Origin of the sequence: Bradyrhizobium sp. BR 1432, from assembly GCF_051547705.1 — a bacterium.
GTDB classification, from domain to species: Bacteria; Pseudomonadota; Alphaproteobacteria; order Rhizobiales; family Xanthobacteraceae; genus Bradyrhizobium; species Bradyrhizobium zhanjiangense.
On sequence record NZ_JBPUGF010000003.1, the window covers coordinates 6,547,775 to 6,567,943 of the forward strand.

At 64.9% G+C, this 20,169-nt stretch carries 18 protein-coding genes and 2 pseudogenes; 12 read left to right on the forward strand and 8 right to left on the reverse strand.

The window, feature by feature from the left end:
* Positions 1-9 precede the first annotated feature (9 nt).
* Positions 10-600, reverse strand: coding sequence for a TIGR00645 family protein (locus ACSKB8_RS31820; protein ID WP_438108359.1), 591 nt, complete (start codon positions 598-600; stop codon positions 10-12).
* Between the two features lie 223 nt (positions 601-823).
* Between ACSKB8_RS31820 and ACSKB8_RS31825 the strand changes: the two genes are divergently transcribed.
* Positions 824-1,057: a hypothetical protein gene (locus ACSKB8_RS31825; protein ID WP_370987480.1), complete on the forward strand. Its 234-nt coding sequence runs from the start codon at positions 824-826 to the stop codon at positions 1,055-1,057.
* 33 nt (positions 1,058-1,090) lie between these two features.
* Here the strand turns inward: ACSKB8_RS31825 and ACSKB8_RS31830 are convergent, their stop codons facing one another.
* Together ACSKB8_RS31830 and ACSKB8_RS31835 are read right to left on the reverse strand one after the other, a co-directional pair.
* On the reverse strand, positions 1,091-1,219 hold the full coding sequence (locus ACSKB8_RS31830; protein WP_256465491.1) for a hypothetical protein: 129 nt from the start codon (positions 1,217-1,219) through the stop codon (positions 1,091-1,093).
* Positions 1,220-1,578: 359 nt separating this feature from the next.
* Positions 1,579-1,818 (reverse strand): hypothetical protein, encoded by a 240-nt coding sequence (locus ACSKB8_RS31835; RefSeq protein WP_438108360.1) that lies wholly within the window; start codon positions 1,816-1,818, stop codon positions 1,579-1,581.
* 208 nt (positions 1,819-2,026) lie between these two features.
* Between ACSKB8_RS31835 and ACSKB8_RS31840 the strand changes: the two genes are divergently transcribed.
* Positions 2,027-2,962: a septal ring lytic transglycosylase RlpA family protein gene (locus ACSKB8_RS31840; protein WP_438108362.1), complete on the forward strand. Its 936-nt coding sequence runs from the start codon at positions 2,027-2,029 to the stop codon at positions 2,960-2,962.
* Here ACSKB8_RS31840 and ACSKB8_RS31845 read toward each other — a convergent pair.
* On the reverse strand, positions 2,956-3,912 hold the full coding sequence (locus tag ACSKB8_RS31845) for an alpha/beta fold hydrolase (protein WP_370987315.1): 957 nt from the start codon (positions 3,910-3,912) through the stop codon (positions 2,956-2,958). The two genes, ACSKB8_RS31840 and ACSKB8_RS31845, sit on opposite strands and share 7 nt — an antisense overlap.
* A gap of 154 nt (positions 3,913-4,066) precedes the next feature.
* On the opposite strand from ACSKB8_RS31845, the gene ACSKB8_RS31850 reads away from it, so the two are divergent.
* The 10 genes and pseudogenes from ACSKB8_RS31850 to ACSKB8_RS31895 all read left to right on the forward strand — a co-directional run bounded on the left by ACSKB8_RS31850 (position 4,067) and on the right by ACSKB8_RS31895 (position 13,821).
* A complete protein-coding gene (locus tag ACSKB8_RS31850) occupies positions 4,067-5,329 on the forward strand; it encodes a D-alanyl-D-alanine carboxypeptidase family protein (RefSeq protein WP_438108364.1) in 1,263 nt (420 codons plus the stop codon).
* 2 nt (positions 5,330-5,331) lie between these two features.
* Entirely contained in the window at positions 5,332-6,018 is a 687-nt protein-coding gene (gene tmk / locus ACSKB8_RS31855; RefSeq protein ID WP_128933889.1) for a dTMP kinase, read from the forward strand.
* Positions 6,015-7,061 (forward strand): DNA polymerase III subunit delta', encoded by a 1,047-nt coding sequence (locus ACSKB8_RS31860; RefSeq protein ID WP_370987319.1) that lies wholly within the window; start codon positions 6,015-6,017, stop codon positions 7,059-7,061. Before tmk ends, ACSKB8_RS31860 begins: the two co-directional genes overlap by 4 nt.
* A 110-nt stretch (positions 7,062-7,171) precedes the next feature.
* Positions 7,172-7,666, forward strand: a complete 495-nt coding sequence (locus tag ACSKB8_RS31865) for a hypothetical protein (RefSeq protein WP_438108366.1) — start codon at positions 7,172-7,174, stop codon at positions 7,664-7,666.
* Positions 7,650-9,134 (forward strand): methionine--tRNA ligase, encoded by a 1,485-nt coding sequence (metG, locus tag ACSKB8_RS31870; protein ID WP_438110770.1) that lies wholly within the window; start codon positions 7,650-7,652, stop codon positions 9,132-9,134. The genes ACSKB8_RS31865 and metG overlap by 17 nt, the downstream gene beginning before the upstream one ends.
* Positions 9,135-9,148: 14 nt before the next feature.
* Positions 9,149-9,937, forward strand: a complete 789-nt coding sequence (locus ACSKB8_RS31875; RefSeq protein WP_438108368.1) for a TatD family hydrolase — start codon at positions 9,149-9,151, stop codon at positions 9,935-9,937.
* Positions 9,934-10,731: pseudogene (locus tag ACSKB8_RS31880) on the forward strand (MBL fold metallo-hydrolase). Before ACSKB8_RS31875 ends, ACSKB8_RS31880 begins: the two are co-directional and overlap by 4 nt.
* Before the next feature lie 209 nt (positions 10,732-10,940).
* Positions 10,941-11,489, forward strand: a complete 549-nt coding sequence (locus ACSKB8_RS31885; RefSeq protein WP_245473404.1) for a TRAP transporter small permease — start codon at positions 10,941-10,943, stop codon at positions 11,487-11,489.
* 2 nt (positions 11,490-11,491) lie between these two features.
* Positions 11,492-12,806 (forward strand): annotated as a pseudogene (locus ACSKB8_RS31890) (TRAP transporter large permease).
* Positions 12,807-12,843: 37 nt separating this feature from the next.
* On the forward strand, positions 12,844-13,821 hold the full coding sequence (locus ACSKB8_RS31895) for a TRAP transporter substrate-binding protein (RefSeq protein WP_438108369.1): 978 nt from the start codon (positions 12,844-12,846) through the stop codon (positions 13,819-13,821).
* 72 nt (positions 13,822-13,893) lie between these two features.
* On the opposite strand, the gene ACSKB8_RS31900 is transcribed toward ACSKB8_RS31895, so the two are convergent.
* The 4 genes from ACSKB8_RS31900 to ACSKB8_RS31915 all read right to left on the reverse strand — a co-directional run bounded on the left by ACSKB8_RS31900 (position 13,894) and on the right by ACSKB8_RS31915 (position 20,093).
* The gene (locus ACSKB8_RS31900; RefSeq protein ID WP_438108371.1) at positions 13,894-15,258 is read right to left on the reverse strand and encodes an autotransporter outer membrane beta-barrel domain-containing protein; all 1,365 of its coding nucleotides are present in this window, start codon (positions 15,256-15,258) and stop codon (positions 13,894-13,896) included.
* A 239-nt stretch (positions 15,259-15,497) separates the two neighbouring features.
* Positions 15,498-17,147 carry an acyl-CoA synthetase gene (locus tag ACSKB8_RS31905; protein WP_438108373.1) on the reverse strand — a complete coding sequence of 550 codons (1,650 nt, stop codon included), beginning with the start codon at positions 17,145-17,147 and terminating at the stop codon, positions 15,498-15,500.
* 21 nt (positions 17,148-17,168) lie between these two features.
* On the reverse strand, positions 17,169-19,058 hold the full coding sequence (locus ACSKB8_RS31910; RefSeq protein ID WP_438108375.1) for a TRAP transporter large permease: 1,890 nt from the start codon (positions 19,056-19,058) through the stop codon (positions 17,169-17,171).
* A 15-nt stretch (positions 19,059-19,073) separates the two neighbouring features.
* Entirely contained in the window at positions 19,074-20,093 is a 1,020-nt protein-coding gene (locus tag ACSKB8_RS31915; protein WP_438108377.1) for a TRAP transporter substrate-binding protein, read from the reverse strand.
* Between the last annotated feature and the right edge of the window lie 76 nt (positions 20,094-20,169).

The following is a 20,169-nucleotide window of genomic DNA, read 5'->3' on the forward strand; positions in this document are numbered from 1 at the left end:
CGTTGTACCTCATTCGGCGTGCTTGCGCGCGCCGGAATCACCGAGCTTGTCGACATAGGCAATGCCGAGCGCCGAGACAATGAAGGTGATGTGGATCAGCACCTGCCACATCACGCCGTTCTCGGTGTAGCTGGCACGGTTCGAGCCGAGATTGCCGGCCTCGATGAAGGTGCGCAGCAGCGCGATCGAGGAGATGCCGATGATGGCCATGGCGAGCTTGATCTTGAGGACGCTGGCATTGACGTGGCCGAGCCATTCCGGCTCGTCGGGATGACCCTGGAGGTCGAGCCGTGAGACGAAGGTCTCGTAGCCGCCGACGATCACCATCACCAGCAGGTTGGAGATCATCACGACGTCGATCAGCGCCAGCACGCTCATCATGATCTGCTGCTCGGTGAGGTCGAGCGCGTGCCAGGACAGGTGCCAAAGCTCCTTGAGGAACAGCGCGATGTAGACGCACTGCGCCGCGATCAGTCCGAGATAGAGCGGCAGCTGCAGCCAGCGCGAGCCGAAGATGATCATCGGCAGCAGGCCCAGGCGCGGCGAGGGCGGACGGGCTTCGGTGCGGAGTTCGGATTGGAATCCAGTCTCAACCGACATTCAGGCAGGATCCTCGCATCGAGATGATCTCGCTGCCATGTAGCCCGGCAAGATGGCCGGCGGAAGACGGGGCGCGCTACTCGCTATCCAGGGATCGCGCCATTTCGTGCTACGGTGCCGGTCGGCCGTCGCGCGGGCGGCCAGGACCGGGATCAAGATCGGGAGGCGGGGCGTGCTTCGCAGCGGAAAATGGCCGGGCGGGATCGCGCTCGTTGCCGCGATCATGGCCGGCTCCGGCGGCACAGAAGTCTCGGCAACTCCGCTGACCCCGTTCCGCTACGAGGCGCAGGCGCAGCGCCATTGTCCGCACGATCAGGTGGTCTGGCTCGATTTCAGGAAGGGTGTCTACTACACCAGGGGGCAGAAGCGATATCGCCAGGGTTTTGACGGGAGCTTCGTCTGTCTGGGCGAGGCCCGCGACGGCCGCTATCGCCGCTCGCTGTTGGGCCTGCGCTGAGCGGCGCGTGACCGGGGCTCGACGGCGAGCCGGTTATTTCCGGCTCGGCAGCTTCACCGGCACGTGCGGGGAGGTGCTGATGACCCGGGGACTTCCGTCGGGATAGGTGCGATCGCCGCGGATCAGGGATTCAAGGACCAGGAAAAACTTCTCGGCAAGCATGTGAGTCACCCTCGTCGGTGATGGCCTCTTGAAAATAAGTCGAGGCGCCGAACGCGGAAATTCAATCAACTAAACGGGAGCGGGACAATCCGGGCAAACACCTGTTTGCAGCACGGCACGGTCGTCGTCGGGAAAGTGCGACGATCTCGTCCGAGATCAGCCGAAGGCCAGGGCCACAAGGCCCGAGCAGAGCAGGACCAAGCCGCCTGCAGTCAATGCCAAGAAGCCATCGGATACGAGGTCATGGTTGCGCATGGGACACCTGCCGCTCTCGTCCTCGATGCTCGATCGGATCGATTAAAATTGTCCGAACGTGCAGCCTTGAAAGAGGTGATGCTTGCCGCCCCGCGCGAGTGCCTTCAGGCCCTCGTGCGGTAACCTTCAAACGCATGGGCCAGGAAGATCCCCGCGCTTACCAGACCCATCAGTGCCGAAACCGTCTCGATCATCGTTAAATTCCACATCCCGCCCTTGCATTCGAGAGAACGCGTGCGGCCTTGCACAGTCAAAAGAATTTCGGTGAGCGGCGTGACAATGGGGGTGGAGTGAGGATTTGGCGCAACAGAATGTCCAGCCTTGGCACAGAGCAGGGCGCCCACGCTCTGTAGATCAACGGAGGCGAGCGAACGTCCCGTTTACCATCCCGGCGTGATCGCTGTGGGCTCCCCATTTCCGCCGTGTTCGGGTTGCGTTATCGTTACCGCTTCCGATGCGGTGGTGGGCTGCCTCGGATTACAGGGACCGGACGGCGCTCTCCGCGGCTAAAGCGGGATGGGTACGCGCCCGGCGAAATGGTATTTGGGGCGAATGGGGATCCGACGGTCAGATTCGGTTTTGCGGGCCGCGCGCGGTGTTGCGGCGGTCGCGACCTGCCTTGCGCTCGCCAATTGCGCCTCCTCGAACAAGTTCGCCAGCCGCGTCGATCCGAAATACGGCGTGTCCTCGAGCCCAAGGGTTGTGGCCTGGGGCGATCCGGTCCCGAAGGAGGGCGGCACCTACCGCGTCGGCAAGCCCTATGTCGTGGCGGGCCGGACCTACGTGCCGGAGGAGGATGTCAACTACCGCGCCGAGGGCATGGCGTCCTGGTACGGCGATGATTTCCACGGCCGCCTGACCGCCAATGGCGAAGTGTTCGACATGGCCTCGCTGACCGCGGCGCATCCGACCCTGCCGATGCCGTCCTACGCGCGGGTGACCAACATCTCGAACGGCAAGTCGCTGATCGTCCGCGTCAATGACCGCGGGCCCTATCACGGCAACCGGCTCATCGACGTTTCGAACAAGGCCGCCGAACTCCTTGAATTCAAAGGCAATGGCGTCGCCAAGGTCCGGGTCGAATATGTCGGCCGGGCGCCGCTCGAAGGCTCCGACGACCGCCAGCTGATGGCGACCTTGCGTACCGGCATTCCGGCGCCGACGCCCTCGATGGTCCGGGTCGCTTCGGCCAAGCCTTTCGTGCCGGAATTGCCCGCATCGAGCCGCGGTGCCATTCGCGGCGAGGTTCCGATGCCGGAGGGGAGGCCCTACAATCTCGGCAACAGCTCGGCGGATATGGCTTCGCTCAATGCGACCTCGGAAATGTCGGCCTCGAGCCGCAGCCGGGGCCGGGCGCTCCAGAACGCGCGCGCCGTGTCCTATGACGAGGACGGCCGCTACGCGACGGAGAGCGCTCCGTCCGCCGCCTACACCTCGGACGGCGCGGCCGAGGCCCGCAGCATCCTGAGCGGTCGCGGCCTCTACTGAGCCGCGCTTTCCTTCAAGAACGTCACCAGCGCCGCGTTCACCTCCTCGGGCCGCTCCTGCTGCACCCAATGGCCGGCGCCCTCGAGGATCAGCTTGCGCTTCAGCTTGGGCAGCACGCGCTCGAGCTCGTTGACGCGCTTGGCCCCGATCAGGCCGGTGATGACGGCGTCTTTGGAGCCGGCGATGAACAGCGAGGGCTGGTGGATCTGCGCATCCTGCCAGGGGGCCGTCAGCTCCCAATTGCGGTCGATGTTGCGGTACCAGTTCAGCCCGCCGCGGAAGCCGGACTTGCGGAAGCACTCGGTGAAATAGGCGAGATCAGCGTCGTTCAGCCAGCCGGGCAGCGGCCCCTCGGCGCCTGCATGGCCGAGAAAGCCCTTGCCCTCCTGCACGAACATGGCTGCCGAGGGGTCGGCGAGGCCGCGGCCGCCAAGCACGATGCGCATGGTGCGGGCGACGTCGCGCTCCAGCTCGGCTTCGGCGACGCCGGGCGTCTGGAAATACTGCCAGTAGAAATTGGTGATGCCGCCCTGGCGCAGCAAATCGAGCGGCTTGCCGCGGCCGCGGAACGGCGGCGGCACGCTCAGGCCCGCGACCGCCGTGAAGATATCGGGGCGGAACAGCGCCGCGTGCCAGGCGACCGGTGCGCCCCAATCGTGGCCGACCACCATCGCCTTGCTCTCGCCCAGCGCCTGCACGAGGCCGACGACATCGCCGACCGTGTCGAAGATGGAGTAGGCGGCAACATCAGCCGGCGCCGTGCTCTGGCCGTAGCCGCGCATGTCGGGGGCGACGACGTGAAACCCGGCCTCTGCCAACGCCGGGATCTGGTGGCGCCAGGAATAGGACAGTTCCGGCCAGCCATGGCACAGCACCACCAGCGGCCCCTGGCCGGCTTCGCGGATGAAGAGCTCGACCCCGTTGGCCTTGATCATCCGGGTTGAGGACATTCGCTTTTCCGCCTTGTTTCAGGGGTTTGGTCGGGAAATATAAGATGCCACGATAGGGGCGCGAGGAGAATCGTGCAATCTCAGGGACAAGCGTCCAGCTCCGTGTTGTTCGCATCTGTTCCAACTGCTAGAACGCCGCTCTCAGGGCTTGGCCATGGCATTTCGTCCTTCTTTGCTTCGTCGCTCCCGGTTCACCGCCGGTGCGCTGGCGCGCGGGCTGATCGCGGCGGTTCTGGCCGCGGCTATCGGCTCGGGCGGGGCGCTCTACGCCGCCAACCAGAGCGTGCAGGGCGCCAAGAAGGCGGAAGACACGGGCTTCGATGGTGACGCCCCGACTGCGATCCTGATCGAGGCCTCCTCGGGCAGCGTGCTGTTCGAGAAGAACGCCGACGAGTTGCGCGCGCCCTCCAGCATGATGAAGCTGATGACCGCGGAGGTCGTCTTCAACGCCGTCAAGAAGGGCGACATCAAGCTGACCGATGAGTACCGGATCAGCGAGAACGCCTGGCGCAGGGGCGGCGCGCCCTCGGGCGGCTCGACCATGTTCGCCGCCATCAACAGCAAGGTCTCGGTCGACGATCTCCTGCATGGGGCGATCATCCAGAGCGGCAACGATGCCTGCATCGCGCTCGCCGAAGCCATGGCGGGCAACGAGCGGATTTTCGCGGCCGACTTCATGACCAAGCGCGCGCGCGAGCTCGGCCTCACCCGATCGACCTTCGCCAACTCCAACGGCTTGCCGGATCCCGGCAACAAGATGACGGTGCGCGAGCTCGGCATCCTCGCCCGCCACATCATCCTGGACTTCCCCGAGTTCTACAAACTGTTCGGCGAAAAGGAGTTTACCTGGAATAAGATCCGCCAGCCCAACCGCAATCCGCTGCTCAATTCGATGGAAGGCGCTGACGGTCTCAAGACCGGCTACACCAAGGAAGGCGGCTACGGCATGGTGGGCTCGGCCGTGCAAAACGGCACGCGCCTGATCGTCGTGGTCAACGGGCTCGACGATCCCGAAGACCGCGCCACGGAAGCCAAGAAGATGCTGGAATGGGGCTTCCGCAATTTCGAGACCCGCGTGCTGATCGCGGCCGAGCAACCCGTCGGCTACGCCAAGGTGTTCGGCGGCGAGAGCCGCTCGGTCAAGCTCGTGGCCAAGACGCCCGTGAAGGTGATGGTGCACAAGAACGGCAGCGACAAGCTGATCGCCCGCATCGTCGATAGCGGCCCGGTGCGCGCGCCGGTCGAGGCCGGCCAGAGGGTCGGCGTGGTCAAGGTCTGGCGCAGCGGCGCCATCGCGGTGGAAACGCCGGTCTATGCTGCCGAAGCGATCGGCACCGGCTCGACCATGCGCCGCGCGATCGACGGCGCCAGCGAGCTCGTGATCGGCATGTTCCGCGCGGGCGCCGAGAAGCTCTGACCATGAGTAAAAGCCCGGTACGGTGGCCGTCTGGACGCGGACGCTTCATCACCTTTGAAGGTGGCGAGGGGGCCGGCAAGTCGACCCAGATCAAGAAGCTCGCCGACCGTCTGAAGGCGGCAAGGATGCGCATCCTCGTCACGCGCGAGCCAGGCGGCTCGCCGGGCGCCGAGATCATGCGTCATCTGGTGCTGTCGGGCATGGGCAAGCTGCTCGGACCCGAAGCCGAGACGCTGCTGTTCGCCGCTGCCCGCGACGATCACGTCCGCACCGTGATCCAGCCCGCGCTCAGCCAAGGCATCTGGGTGCTGTGCGACCGCTTCGCCGACTCGACGCGGGCCTATCAGGGCAGCCTCGGCCGCGTGCCAGATGGCCTGATCAACGCGATGCAGCGCGTCACGATCGGCGATCTCAAGCCGGATCTCACCATCATCCTCGACCTGCCGGTCGAGATCGGCCTGCAGCGCGCGGCCGCGCGCCGCGGCAGCGCCACGCCGGACAGGTTCGAGGGCGAGGATCTCAAGTTCCACCAGGACCTGCGCGACGCCTATCTCAAGATCGCCGCGGAAGATCCCGCGCGTTGCGCGCTGATCGACGCCAATTCCGATCCCGATACGGTTGCCGGGCGTGTCTGGACGGCGCTGCGCGAACGTCTTCTTCCCACGCCCTCTTCGGTGATTTCCGCATGAGCCGGCGTCAGATTGAGCGCGAAACCGCCATTGCGCATCCGCGTGAGACGTCGAGGCTGTTCGGGCATCGCGACGCCGAGACGGCGCTGCTGACCGCCTACCGCAGCGGGCGCATCCCGCATGCCTGGCTGATCGGCGGGCCGCAAGGGATCGGCAAGGCAACGCTGGCCTACCGCATGGCGCGCTTCGTGCTCGCCCATGGCCAGCCGTTGGCGCCGTCCGTGCAGCACGCCCCAGACCTTGCGATCGATCCCGATGACGCCGTGGCGCGGCAGGTTGCGGCGAGCTCGCATGGCGGCCTGTTGACGCTGGAGCGCACCGCGAACGACCGCGGCGTGATGCGCACCGTGATCACCGTCGACGAGACGCGCGAGACGATCGGCTTCTTCGGCTCGACGGCCGCGGCCGAAGGCTGGCGCGTCTGCATCGTCGATACCGTCGACGAGCTCAATCCAAACGCGGCCAACGCACTGCTGAAAATCCTCGAAGAGCCGCCGCAGCAATCGCTGTTCCTGCTCGTGAGCCACGCGCCCGCACGCGTGCTCGCCACGATCCAGTCGCGCTGCCGCAAGCTGCGCCTGCGCCCGCTCGCCACGGACGACGTGATCGGTGCTGCGGCTGCGGCGGCCGACCTCGACCCGAACGATCCCGCGCTGCGCGAGGCGGCGGAGGCCTCCGAGGGCAGTGTCGCGCGGGCGCTGACGCTGCTCGGCGGTGATGCGCTCAAGCTCCAGCAGCGCACGGCAGCACTGCTCGCGCGTCTGCCGCAGGTCGATCCGCGCGAACTGCACACGCTCGGCGATTCGCTCGGCACCAGCGACCGCGTCGCACTTGCCGCCTTCATCGACGGCATCGACCGCTGGATCGCCGAGCGCCTGCATGCGGATGAAGCCAATGCCAACCAGAACCTGCCGCGCCTTGCGCGGCTAGCTGAGGTATGGGAAAAGATCGTCCGCGCCGCGCGCGACACCGAAACCTACAATCTGGAGCGCAAGCCCTTGGTTTTCTCGGTGTTCGGCTGGCTGGCGGACGCAACGCGCTAGAGCATGATCCGGGAAAGTGCGGAGCGGTTTTCCAAAAAGATCATGCGTAAAACAACAACCTGACGCAGGTTCGTTTCCAAATTTTTGAGAAGCCGGTAAAGGAATTCGTCGTGGCAACGCGAGCTAAGAAAACCGCCAAGGGCAAGAGCAGCAAGAAGAAGGCTGCAAAGGTGCTTGCGCGCAAAGCTGCCAAAAAGACCAAGAAGGCCGCCGCCAAGAAGGGCGTGAAGAAGAGCGCTGCGAAGACGGCAAAACGGGCTGGCAAGAAGGCTACCAAGAAGCAGGTCGCCGCCAAGAAGGCGGTGAAGAAAGCGGCCAAAAAGTCAGCCAAGGCTCCAGTGAAGAAGGCCGCCAAGAAGGCGAAGGTGACTGCGCCTGCCGCGATCGCGGCGCCGGCTCCTGTCGTCGCGCCGCCGAAGGCTGTGAAGCCCAAGGTATCGAAGCCCAAGGAATTCGAAGAAGGCGCCGCGTGCGCCGAAGCCCGCCGCAGTCGCAGCTCCGCAGGCCACTGCTCCTGTTGCCGCGCCCGCGCGCGACAACGTCTTCTACATCACGACGGCGATCGCTTATCCCAACGGAAGCCCGCACATCGGGCACGCCTATGAAGCGATCGCGACCGACGTGCTGGCGCGCTTCGCGCGGCTCGACGGCAAGGACGTGTTCTTCCTGACCGGCACCGACGAGCACGGTCAAAAAATGGTTCAGACGGCTGCCGGCGAGAACATGTCCGTCTCCGCGCTCGCGGCGCGCAATGCCGGCCGCTTCAAGGAGATGGACGAGCGCCTGAACGTGTCGTTCGACCGCTTCATCCGCACCACCGAAGAGCAGCATCATCGCTCCAGCCAGGAGATCTGGCGACGCATGGAAGCGAACGGCGACATCTATGCCGACATCTATTCGGGCTGGTACTCGGTCCGTGACGAGGCGTATTACGCCGAGGACGAGACGCGCCTGAACGATGACGGCGTGCGGCTCGGGCCGCAGGGCACGCCGGTCGAGTGGGTCGAGGAAAAGAGCTATTTCTTCCGCCTGTCGGCGTACCAGGACAAGCTGCTCAAGCTTTACGCGGACCATCCCGATTTCATCGGGCCGGACTCCCGCAAGAACGAGGTGGTGAGCTTCGTCAGAGGGGGCCTGCGCGATCTCTCGATCTCGCGCACCACTTTCGATTGGGGCGTGAAGGTGCCCGGCGACGAAGAGCACGTGATGTATGTCTGGGTCGACGCGCTGACCAACTACATCACGGGCGTCGGCTTCCCCGACGAGAGCGATAACAGCTGGCGCTATTGGCCGGCCGACGTGCACATCATCGGCAAGGACATCATCCGTTTCCATGCGGTGTATTGGCCGGCGTTCCTGATGTCGGCAGGCATTCCGCTGCCAAAGCGGGTCTATGCCCATGGCTTTCTGTTCAACAGGGGCGAGAAGATGTCGAAGTCGGTCGGCAACGTCGTCGATCCCTTCAACCTCGCCGACCAGTATGGCGTCGACCAGATGCGCTATTTCTTCCTGCGCGAGGTGCCGTTCGGCCAGGATGGCAATTACAACCACGAGGCCATTGTCGCGCGCATCAATGCCGATCTCGCCAACGATCTCGGCAACCTTGCGCAGCGCTCGTTGTCGATGATCGCCAAGCAGCTCGGCGGCGTGCTGCCGGAGCCCGGCGAGTTCAGCGACAACGACAAGGCGATCCTTGCGATGGCCGACGGCATGATCGCCACGTCACGCGAAGCAATGGCGACGCAGCAGATCCATCACTGGCTCAACGCCGTGTGGGCCGTGGTTGCGGAGGCCAACCGCTATTTCGCGGGCGAAGCGCCGTGGGCGCTCGCCAAGACCGATCCTGTCAGGCAGAAGACGGTGCTCTACGTCACCGCCGAAGTCGTGCGCCAGATCGCGATCCTGGCCCAGCCGGCGATGCCGACCGCCTCGGGATTGCTGCTCGACAGCCTCGGCATCCCCGCAGCCGAGCGCAACTTCGCGGCGCTCGGTGGCACCTCGCGCATCGCTCCGGGCTCGACGCTGCCTGCGCCGAAACCGGCATTCCCGCGCTACATCGAGCCGGCGGCCTGAAGGGCGGTCGCGCGATGCTGGTCGACAGTCACTGCCACCTGGATTTTCCAGACTTCGCGGAAGATCTCGACGGGATCGTGTCGCGTGCGCGTGCGGCCGGCGTCAAGCGCATGGTCACGATCTCGACGCGGGTGCGGAAGCTGCAAGATCTCGTCAACATCGCCGAGCGCTATGACGATGTCTATTGTTCGGTAGGCACTCATCCGCACAACGCGGATGAGGAGGACGGCATCGCGCCGGATGAGTTGATCGCGCTGACGCAGCATCCCAAGGTCGTCGCGCTCGGCGAAGCCGGGCTCGATTATTTCTACGACAACGGCTCGCCGGAGGCGCAGGCGAGGGGCTTTCGCGCCCACATCGCCGCCGCCCGTGCCTCGGGCCTGCCGCTGGTGATCCACACCCGCGAAGCGGACGAGGATTGTGCCCGTATCCTGGAGGAGGAGGTCGGACGCGGATCGTTTCGCGCGGTGCTGCATTGTTACACCGGCGGGCGCGAGCTGGCGCTGAAGGCGGTCTCGCTCGGGCTCTATATCGGCTTCACGGGCATCCTGACCTTCAAGAAGTCGGAGTCCCTGCGCGCGCTTGCGGCCGAACTGCCGTCGGACCGTATTCTGGTTGAAACAGACTCGCCCTATCTTGCGCCCGGAAAATTCCGCGGCAAACGCAACGAGCCGGCCTATGTGGTCGAGGTCGCAAAGGTGCTCGCTGAGGCGCGCGGCGTGTCGTTGGATGAGATCTCGCGCCAGACCACCGAAAACTTCTTCCGTCTGTTCTCAAAGGTGAAGGCTTCAGGAGACGCATGACGCTGACGCTGACGATCTTGGGCTGCGGCTCCTCCGCCGGCGTGCCGCGCCCGGCACTCGGCTGGGGCGCCTGCGATCCCAACAATCCCAAGAACCGCCGTCGCCGCTGCTCCCTGCTGGTCGAACGAAAGTCCGAGCACGGCACCACACGCATCGTGATCGACACCTCGCCGGACCTGCGCGAGCAGTTGCTTTCGACCAATGTCGACCACATCGACGCGGTGTTCCTGACCCACGAGCACGCCGATCAGACCCATGGCATGGACGACCTGCGTTCGGTCGTCATGCATATGCGACGCCGCATCCCGACCTACTTCAACCTGTCGACCGCCAAGGACATCATGGCGCGGTTCTCCTACTGCTTCATCTCGCCGGAGGGCAGCGACTATCCGCCGATCCTGACGCGGCATTCGATCGAGGCGGGCGAAAGCCAGACCATCCTGGGGAAGGGCGGCGCGGTGACCATGACCGCCTTCCTGGTGCAGCACGGCAACATTCCCGCGCTCGGCTACCGCATCGGGGATGCCGCCTACACACCGGACCTCAACGACATCCCGCGCGAGAGCTGGGCGCATTGGAAAATCTGGACCTCTGGATCGTCGACGGCCTGCGCTACACCAGTCATGTCAGCCATTTCAGCATCAACGATGCGCTGTCGTGGATCGAGCGTTTCAAGCCGAAGCGTGCGGTCATTACCAACATGACCGCCGACGTCGACTACGAGGTCATCAGGCAGTTCGCTGCCCGCGGGCGTCGTGCCGGCCTATGACGGGCTGCGGCTGGAGACGCACTAAACCCGCGGTGGAAATTCTCTTGCCAGGCGGCATACGCCTTGCTTGCGCCGGCCCCATCATGTTGATCTAACGTCTGAAAGACAGGCGTTTGACAGGGCGATATTCAGGCAGGACCGGGACCGGATGTGCAGTCGCCGGGTCGGTTGAATTGCCTCTTGTGAGGATGGGGATTGCGTTTGGCAGGCGACGATGTAGCGGCTCGGGGACTGGTGCGACGTGCTCTGGATCTCCTTTATCTCGGCGCGGGCTACGCCGCGGGCGTCTTCCTTGTTGCGATCTTTGCAATCATGATGGTCATGTCGGTCGGGCGTCAGTTTGCGATCAACATTCCCGCAGGCGACGATTTCGCGTCCTGGTGCATGGCTGCAATGGCTTTCCTCGGCCTCGCGCACACCTTCAAGCGCGGAGAGATGATCCGCGTCGGCCTGCTGCTGGAGCATCTGCACGGGCGGACCAAGCAGGTCGCGGAGATCGTCGCGCTGGGCATCGCCACCGCATTCATCCTCTACTTCACCCGGCATGCCGTGCAGATGACCTACGATTCCTGGCGCTTCAACGACGTGGCGCAGGGCGTCGTCGCACTTCCGCTCTGGATTCCGCAGCTCGGCTTTGCCGGCGGCCTTGCGATCCTGTCGATCGCGCTGATCGATGAAATGGTCAATGTCGTCGGCGGCAACCGGCCGAGCTACGAGAAGGGCTCGCCGGACGAGACGCCCGACGAGTTCATCGAGCGTATCTCGCAGGGCGGCGGAGGTTGACCATGGCCAATCTCGGCATGATCGAGCTGTCGTTCGTCCTGCTCGGCGTCATGATCCTGCTGCTGGGCAGCGGCGTCTGGATCGCGGTCTCGCTCGGACTGGTCGGCTTCGTGGCGATGGCGCTGACCACGAGCCTGCCGCTCGGCTCGGTGCTTGCGACCACCACCTGGAGCGCAAGCTCGTCCTGGACGCTGGCCGCGCTGCCGTTGTTCATCTGGATGGGAGAGATTCTTTTCCGCACCAAATTGTCGGAGGAAATGTTCCGCGGTCTGTCGCCCTGGGTGCAGTGGCTGCCGGGGCGGTTGACGCATGTGAATGTGATCGGCTGCGGCATCTTTGCGGCGGTGTCGGGCTCGTCGGCCGCGACTTGTGCGACCATCGGCAAGATCGCGCTGCCGGAACTCGACAAGCGTGGCTACGACAAGGGCCTGAGCCTCGGCTCGCTCGCGGGCTCCGGCACGCTCGGCCTCTTGATTCCGCCCTCGATCCCGATGGTGGTCTATGCGGTCACGGCGAATGTCTCCGTGCTTCAAGTGTTTCTCGGCGGCTTCCTGCCGGGCGTGCTCGTGATTGTGCTCTATTCCGGCTACATCATCATCTGGTCGCTGCTCAACCCGAAGAAGATTTCCCCGCGCGATCCGCCGATGCCATTCCGGCAGAAGCTCCGCGAGTTCGGGCAAGCTGGCGCCCTGCCTGCTGCTGATCCTGGCGGTCTTCCTTTCGCTCGTTCTCGGCTTTGCGACTGCGACCGAATGCGCCGCGTGGGGTGTCTCGGGCGCGCTGCTGCTGGCGTGGTGGAGCGGCACGCTCACGCGCAAGAACTTCCTCGAGAGCATCATGAGCGCGACGCGCCTGACCTGCATGATCATGCTGATCCTCGCGGGCGCGGCCTACACCACGGCTGCGATGGCCTATACGGGCATTCCGGCGGCGCTCGCCACCTGGGTCCAGGGGCAGCAGCTCACACCAAGCATGCTCGCGCTCTATCTCAGCATCATGTACATCATCCTGGGATGCCTGATCGACGGCATCTCGATGATCGTCCTGACCGCCGTCATCGTGCTGCCCATGGTCAAGCAGGCCGGCCTCGATCTGGTCTGGTTCGGCGTCTATCTCATCATTCACGTCGAGATGGCGCAGATCACGCCGCCGGTCGGTTTCAACCTGTTCGTGCTCCAGAACATGAGCGGCCGCGATACGTTCACCGTCGCGCGGGCGGCATTTCCATTCTTCATTCTGCTGCTAGCCGCCGTGTTCATCATCACGGAGTATCCGCAGATCGTGATGTTCTTGCCCAAGCTTGCTTTCCCAGACTGACATACCGCTTTTCAAATTGACTGTGAGGAGAAGCCCGATGATCTCTCGTTTAATCCGCGCATCCTTGATCGCCGGCGTCGTGATGGCCGCGACACCTGCTTTGGCCCAGACCAAATGGAATTTGCCGGCAGCGTATCCTGCCGACAATCCGCACTCCGAAAATCTGGTCGCCTTCGCCAAGGACGTCGAGGCCGCCACGTCCGGTAAGCTCCAGATCACAGTTCATCCGGGCGCCTCGCTGTTCAAGGCGCCCGACATCAAGCGCGCGGTGGTGACCGGTCAGACGCAGATGGGCGAGGTGCTGCTGTCGATCCACGAGAACGAGGATCCGCTCTTCGGCGTCGACGTCGTGCCGTTCCTCGCGACCAGCTTCCCCGACGCGATGAAGCTGTATCAGGCCTCCAAGCCTGCGATCGCCAAGAAGCTCGATGCGCAGGGTCTCAAGCTGCTGTTCGTCGTGCCCTGGGCGCCGCAGGGCGTCTACGTCAACAAGCCGCTGACTACGATCGAGGACATGAAGGGCTTGAAGTGGCGCGCCTACAATGTCGGGACCGCGCGCATCGGCGAGTTGGTCGGCGCGCAATCGGTCACGATCCAGGCTGCCGAACTGCCGCAGGCGCTTGCGACCGGCGTCGTGAACTCCTTCATGTCGTCGGGCGGCACGGGCTATGATGCGAAGGCGTGGGAGTCGCTCAAATACTTCTATGACGTGCAGGCCTGGATTCCGAAGGACTACACCTTCGTCAACAAGGCCGCGTTCGAGGCACTCGACAAGCCGACCCAGGAAGCCATCCTCAAGGCAGCCGCGACGGCGGAAACCCGCGGCTGGAAGGCCTGGCAGGACAAGAGCACCTGGTACATCGATCAGCTCAAGGCCAAGGGCATGACTGTGGAGCCGCCGAGCCCCGCGCTGAAGGCCGGCTTCCAGAAGATCGGTGAGCAGCTCACCGCCGACTGGCTCAAGAAGGCCGGGCCCGACGGCCAGGCGCTGATCGACGCCTACAAGAAGATGTGAGACCGGCGAGGCCTTCCGCTCACCGCTTTCCGGCGCGTGGGCGGAAGTCTTCTCCTCGATCTCGCGGCAACCTCACCATGCGTAACGCAGCATGGCCTTGCCGGTGTAGGACCGCACGAGGCTCGACACTTCGCTGTCGAAGTTCGCCGTGGCGGACCAGCCGTTGAGGTCGCGCAGCTCGATTGCAACGCCCGTGAGCGCCGCGTTCGGCGCCAAAGCCGTACCGCCGACGATGACGCCTTGGCCGGGCAGGGACTGGAACGCAGCTGGGATCGATTGTCCCGCGCTGAAATCATGCGCCCAGGCGAGTCGACCGCGCAGGTTCAGCACGCTTCCCAACAAGGCAAAGGACGTGCTCGTGCGCAGGCCGAGCTCGGTGCGGCTGTCCGTGAAGCCGTCGCCGCCGGACGTGCTCGGCAACGCATTGGCGGTGGAGGGCGGCTGCGCGATGTCGGATGGGAGGCGGAAGGTGGTGATTTGCGCCGCCGCATAGGGCGTGATGCCGAGCCAGGGCATCGCAAAACGATAGCCGCCTTCGAGGCGGCCGGAATAGGCGTTGGCATTGATCGTGGCATTGAGCTGCCCGGTGCCGGCCGGCGTCACCTGATAGTCGCCGATGATGGCCTGCCAGCCATAGGCGAGTGCGGTCGCGACATAAGCCGAACCGGTGGTGTGTCTGACGAAGGCGCCGGCCTGGAACAGATCGGAGCGGCCGCTGGAAAAATTGTTGGCAAAGCCGCTGCCGCCGCCGGCGAGCGCAAAGCCCATCCGTGTCTGCGGCGAGAGAGAGTAGTCGGCACCGGCTACGGTGCCGAAACTGCGGCTAGCCGAGCCGCTGCCGCCGGTCGAGACCTGCGAGCCACCGAAGCTGGCAGCCCAGACGCTCCATTGTGGGGCGGCGAGCGAAGGCCTGCCGTAGATCGCCCCATAGGCCTCGCGTCCGATGCCGCCATGCGTCAGGTCGTTTCCGATCTCGGCGTAGGCTGCAAGCTCTGCATCGAACTCAGCCGGGCCGATACCGCGGCCCTCGACGGCAGGATTGAGCAGGGTCTGCGTGAACTGCGTCATCGCGAGGAACGTGGCCTGTGCCGTCTCGGGCTGCACGGCGCGATCGGCGCCGCCGCCGAAGACCCGCCGCATGCCGAACCGTGCCGGATCGGTCAGGCCCGGCGGTTCGGCGTTCCAGCCGTAGGCTGGCGGAATGCCGCCGCCATTGCCAAATCCGGCCCCCGAGAAACCCGGCGGCTGCGAGCCGCCAAAGGCAACGCCTGCGGGACTATTGAAGCCACCTAGAGCATTCGGCCCGCCAGGCCCAGGTCCCTGCGTGCCCGCGAAGGCGCCGAACTCGCGCGTGGCCTGCGCGGCGGCCGCGTTGGGCAGCAACAGTCCAGCCGTCAATAGCAGCAGCGTCAGACGCGCAGGCGCGTCCGCACTCACGACACCAACCGCATGAAGCGCCCCAACCGCACCGGTCGCCGGCCGCGCAGCCCGCGCGGCGAATCATCTGGAAGCGGCGAATCCGACAACGTGGAAATCGTAAATGCGTCTCTAACGTTTTCCAATCTTTTCCTGTCGTATCTCGAGATCGCCGGAGCTGCGCGCTCGGTTTCCGACAACGCACAATCGCCGCGCAGACGCAGCTTATGTTTCCCGATATTTCTGAAGCCTCGATCGGCTCAGGCCGAGATCGCCTTCGCTGATCCGACTTCGCTGCGCAGCAGGAATTTCTGGATCTTGCCGGTCGAGGTCTTCGGGATCGGCCCGAACACGACCGCCTTGGGCGTCTTGAAGCCGCTCATCTGCGATCGGCAGAACGCGATGATCTCGGCTTCGCTCGCGCTGGCGCCGTCCTTCAGCTCGACGAAGGCGCAGGGCACCTCGCCCCATTTCGGATCGGGCTTGGCGACCACGGCGGCGAACAGCACGGCCGGATGCTTGTAGAGGATGTCCTCGACCTCGACGGAGGAGATGTTCTCGCCGCCGGAAATGATGATGTCCTTGGAGCGGTCCTTGATGATGACGTAGCCGTGCTCGTCGAGCACGCCGAGGTCACCGGTGTGAAACCAGCCGCCCTCGAAGGCTTCCCTGGTCGCCTTCTCGTTTCTGAGATAGCCCTTCATCACGATGTTGCCGCGGAACATGACCTCGCCGATGGTCTCGCCGTCGCGCGGCACCTCTTGCATCGTCTGCGGATTGATGACGGTGACGTCTTCCTCGAGCGGGTAGGGCACGCCCTGCCGGCGCTTCATGCGCGCGCGTTCGGCGGGCGGAAGCTCATCCCAGCCGGGTTGCTCGGCGCAGACGGAGGCGGGGCCGTAGACCTCGGTCAGCCCGTAGACATGCGTCAGCTTGATGCCGATGCTTTCGGCGCCTTCGAGCACGGCGACCGGCGGCGCAGCGCCTGCGATCAGGCCGACGACGCGACGGGCAGCGTTGCCTTTGGGCGCATCGGGCGCGTTGATCAGCGTGTTGTAGACGATCGGAGCGCCGCACATGTGGGTGACGCCGTGCTGTCTGATCAGCTCGAAGATTTTGGTCGGCTCGACCTTGCGCAGACAGACATTGACGCCGGCGGCCGCCGCAACGGTCCAGGGGAAGCACCAGCCGTTGCAGTGGAACATCGGCAGCGTCCAAAGATAGACCGGATGCTGACCGAGATTGCCGGCGAGGATGTTGCTGACGGCGTTGAGATAGGCGCCGCGATGATGAGTAACGACGCCCTTGGGATTTCCTGTCGTGCCCGAGGTGTAGCTCAGCGCGATCGCATCCCATTCGTCCGCAGGCAGGACCGCGGTGAAGCGCGGGTCTCCCAGCGCGAGCGCCGCCTCATATTCGATCTCGCCGATGCGCTTGCCGCCCTTGAAGGCCGCATCGTCGACGTCGATCACGAACGGCTTTGGCCCGGTCATCTGTGCGAGTGCGTCGGTGATGACGCCGGAGAATTCCGGGTCGACCAGGATGATCTTGGCTCCGCCATGGTCGAGCTGGAACGCGATCGAGGGCGCATCGAGACGGATGTTGAGCGCGTTGAGCACGGCGCCCGTCATGGGGACGGCGAAATGCGCCTCGTTCATCGCCGGGATGTTCGGCAGCATCGCCGCCACGGTGTCACCGACGCCGATACCCTTGCCCGCGAGATAAGAGGCAAAGCGGCGGCAGCGCTCGTGAGTCTGCGCCCAGGTGAAGCTGCGGCCCTCATAGACCGTGCTGACAAGATCGGGATAGACGGCGGCGCTGCGCGCGAGGAAGCTCAGCGGGCTCAGCGGCACATAGTTGGCGGGGGTCTTGTCGAGGCCGATATTGTACTGGTTCTGCCGCTCACTCATCGACATCCTCCTGAAAACGCCTCAAAGGAATCCGATCGAAATCCAAGGGAAGATCGCGACGATGATCAATCCCACCAGCAGCGCCAGCAGATAGCCCCAGATCGGCCTGATGCCTTCGGCCGGATCGACGCGTCCGATGGCGCAGGCGGCATAATAGCCGACGCCGAAGGGTGGGGCGAATAGCCCGATACCCATGGCCAGAATGATCACCATCGCATAGTGCACCTCGTGCACGCCAACGGCGCGGGCGATCGGAAACAGCAGGGGCCCGAACAGCACGATCGCCGGGATGCCCTCGAGCACGCTGCCGAGAATGGTGAAGGCCAGGATCGAGACGGCGATGAAGGTTGCGGCTCCCCCGGGCAAACCCGTCATGGCCGCCGCCAGCGAGCGCGAGAAGCCGGATTGGGTCAGGCCCCAGGCCATGCCGGTGGCGGTGCCGATGATCAGCAGGATCGCGCCCGACAGCGCTGCGGTCTCGACCAGCATCGGAAACAGCCGCCGCCAGTCGAAGCGGCGGTACACCAGGAGGCCGACCAGGGCGCCATAGACGATGCCGATGGTGGAGACTTCGGTGGCGGTCGCGATGCCCTCGACCACGGCGTAGCGGATCACGAAAGGCAGCGCGAGCGCGGGCAGGGCGATGATGAAGGTCTTGCCGATCTCGGATGCCGTGGCGCGGCGGACGTGGCTCATGTCCTCGTGGCGGTAGCGCCACCACACCAGCATGCACAGCGTGATGGCGAGCACGACGCCGGGCAATAGGCCGCCAGTGAAGAGGGCGGCGATCGACACGCCCGTGACCGAGCCGATCGTGATCAGCACGAGGCTCGGCGGAATGGTCTCGGTTTGAGCGCCCGTCGCGGCAAGAAGCGCGACGAGGTCGCCGGGCTTGGCGCCGCGCTGCTTCATCTCCGGGAACAGCACGGGCGCGACCGCCGCCATGTCGGCCGCCTTGGCGCCGGAGATGCCGGACACCAGGTACATGGCGCCGACCAGCACGTAATGCAGCCCGCCGCGGACATGCCCGAGCAGGCTCGCCAGGAACGCCACCATGGCCCGCGCCATGCCGGTCATCTCGATCAGAAGTCCCAGGAACACGAACAGCGGCACCGAGAGCAGGATGAGGTGGCTCATGCCCTCGTCCATCCGCCCGACCAGCACCATCACGGGCGTTCGCGTGGTCAGCGCCAGATAGCCGAAGATCGCGAGGCCAAAGCCGAACGCAATGGGAACGCCGGCAAAGACGCAGAAGCCGGCGACGCCGACGAAGAAGATGACGAGGTTGAGATTGCCGAGCGGCCGCAGCGACGGCTCCGCCAGCCAGAATGCGCCGATCAGGACCGCAACCGACAGCACCGCGGCCGCGACCATCCGGTAATCGGCGGCGCGCAGCAGCCGCAGCAAGGCGAACGCCGCCATCAGGCTGATGCCGGCCGGCAGCGCGGCAGCGCGCCACATATTCGAGATCTGCAGCGCCGGTGTGGTGATGTAGCTCTCTTCGTAAGCATAGTCGCAGGACGGCCAGACGATCAGCGCCAGGAACGCCAGCGCCGCGCAGGTTGCGACCAGATCGAGATAGGCCCGCATCGCCGGCCTGGCGCTGGCCACGACCGCGGTCATGCGCATGTGCTCGGAGCGGCGAAACGCGACCGCCGCACCCAGCATGGCGAGCCACAGGAACAGGATCGAGGCGAGCTCGTCCGACCAGATCAGCGGCCGGTGCAAGCCGTAGCGCGCAACCACGCCGGCAAACAGGATCACGATCTCGGCGACGACCAGGATCGCCGCCGGGATCTCCACGAGAAGGCCGAGTGCGCGCTCCGTTGAGGTCAGCAATGAAGGTCGGCGAGGGGACTGAACAGTCGCCTCGCCCGCCACTTCGATCACCTCGACCTCGACATGAGCCATGACGCGGCCTGCGCGTTACGACAGCTTGCCCACCGCCTTTTCCAGAAGGTCCCAAGCCTGGTCGCCGTATTTGCCCTTCCACTCGGCATAGAAGCCGGCGGACCGCAGCTTGTCGCGGAACGGCGCCACGGCCGGCTGGTTGAAGGTCAGGCCCTTGGTCGCGAGCTCCTGCTGGAGGTTGGCGTTGAGCTTGGCGGTGTCCGCGCGCTCGTTGACCGCGGCGGCGTTGATGTTCTTGGCGACGATGGTGCGCACGTCCTGCGGCAGCTTTTCCCACGCTCTGCGGTTGGCCAGGAACCAGAAACCGTCCCACATGTGGTTTGTCAGCGAGCAGTACTTCTGCACCTCGTAGAGTTTTGCGGTCGAGATGATCGCCAGCGGGTTCTCCTGGCCCTCGACGATCTTGGTCTGGAGCGCTGAATAGACCTCGCTGAAATTGATCGAGGCGGGCGCCGCATCGAACGCCTTGAACATCGAGGTCCACAGCGGCGACACCGGCACGCGGATCTTGAAGCCCTTGAGATCGTCCGGACCGGTGATCGGCTTGGTCGACGACGTGGTCTGGCGGAAGCCGTTGTCCCAGATCTTGTCCATGACCTCGAGGCCGGCCTTCTTGATCTCGCCGCGGACATGGGCGCCGAGATCGCCGTCCATGGCCTTCCAGACCGTGTCGTAGTCCGGGAACGCGAAGCCGATGCCGTTGATGGATGCCGCCGGCACCAGGGTCGACAGGATCAGGCCTGACAGCGTGAAGAACTCGACGCCGCCGGAGCGGATCTGGCTCAGCATGTCGGTGTCGGACCCGAGCTGGTTGTTCGGGAAGATCTGGAGATCGAACTTGCCGTTGGTCTCGCTCTTGATCGCGGCCGCCATCTCCCTGGCGCGCACGTTCAGCGGATGAGTGTCCGGCAGGTTGTTGGCGTATTTGTAGGTGAACTCGGCGCTCTGGGCGCGGGCCACATGGGGCGCACCGAGGCCGCCCAGAACCGCGGTGGCGGCGGAGGCCTTGAGAAGCGTGCGTCGGGAAAAGCTCATGGGTCTGCTTCCTCGGAAGGTTTGTTGTTGTTCTGAGATGCAAACCTATACGGACGTCAGGTCAGAAGGTCATCTG

What these genes read in the sequence shown, in the direction of transcription:
- ACSKB8_RS31860 (WP_370987319.1), top strand. Translation starts at nt 6,015, where the DNA reads ATGAGCCGGCGTCAGATTGAGCGCGAAACCGCCATTGCGCATCCGCGT.
- ACSKB8_RS31915 (WP_438108377.1), bottom strand. Translation starts at nt 20,093, where the DNA reads ATGAGCTTTTCCCGACGCACGCTTCTCAAGGCCTCCGCCGCCACCGCG.
- ACSKB8_RS31910 (WP_438108375.1), bottom strand. Translation starts at nt 19,058, where the DNA reads ATGGCTCATGTCGAGGTCGAGGTGATCGAAGTGGCGGGCGAGGCGACT.
- ACSKB8_RS31825 (WP_370987480.1), top strand. Translation starts at nt 824, where the DNA reads ATGGCCGGCTCCGGCGGCACAGAAGTCTCGGCAACTCCGCTGACCCCG.
- ACSKB8_RS31905 (WP_438108373.1), bottom strand. Translation starts at nt 17,147, where the DNA reads ATGAGTGAGCGGCAGAACCAGTACAATATCGGCCTCGACAAGACCCCC.
- ACSKB8_RS31830 (WP_256465491.1), bottom strand. Translation starts at nt 1,219, where the DNA reads ATGCTTGCCGAGAAGTTTTTCCTGGTCCTTGAATCCCTGATCCGCGGC.
- ACSKB8_RS31875 (WP_438108368.1), top strand. Translation starts at nt 9,149, where the DNA reads ATGCTGGTCGACAGTCACTGCCACCTGGATTTTCCAGACTTCGCGGAA.
- ACSKB8_RS31895 (WP_438108369.1), top strand. Translation starts at nt 12,844, where the DNA reads ATGATCTCTCGTTTAATCCGCGCATCCTTGATCGCCGGCGTCGTGATG.
- ACSKB8_RS31850 (WP_438108364.1), top strand. Translation starts at nt 4,067, where the DNA reads ATGGCATTTCGTCCTTCTTTGCTTCGTCGCTCCCGGTTCACCGCCGGT.
- ACSKB8_RS31820 (WP_438108359.1), bottom strand. Translation starts at nt 600, where the DNA reads ATGTCGGTTGAGACTGGATTCCAATCCGAACTCCGCACCGAAGCCCGT.
- ACSKB8_RS31840 (WP_438108362.1), top strand. Translation starts at nt 2,027, where the DNA reads ATGGGGATCCGACGGTCAGATTCGGTTTTGCGGGCCGCGCGCGGTGTT.
- ACSKB8_RS31845 (WP_370987315.1), bottom strand. Translation starts at nt 3,912, where the DNA reads ATGTCCTCAACCCGGATGATCAAGGCCAACGGGGTCGAGCTCTTCATC.
- tmk (WP_128933889.1), top strand. Translation starts at nt 5,332, where the DNA reads ATGAGTAAAAGCCCGGTACGGTGGCCGTCTGGACGCGGACGCTTCATC.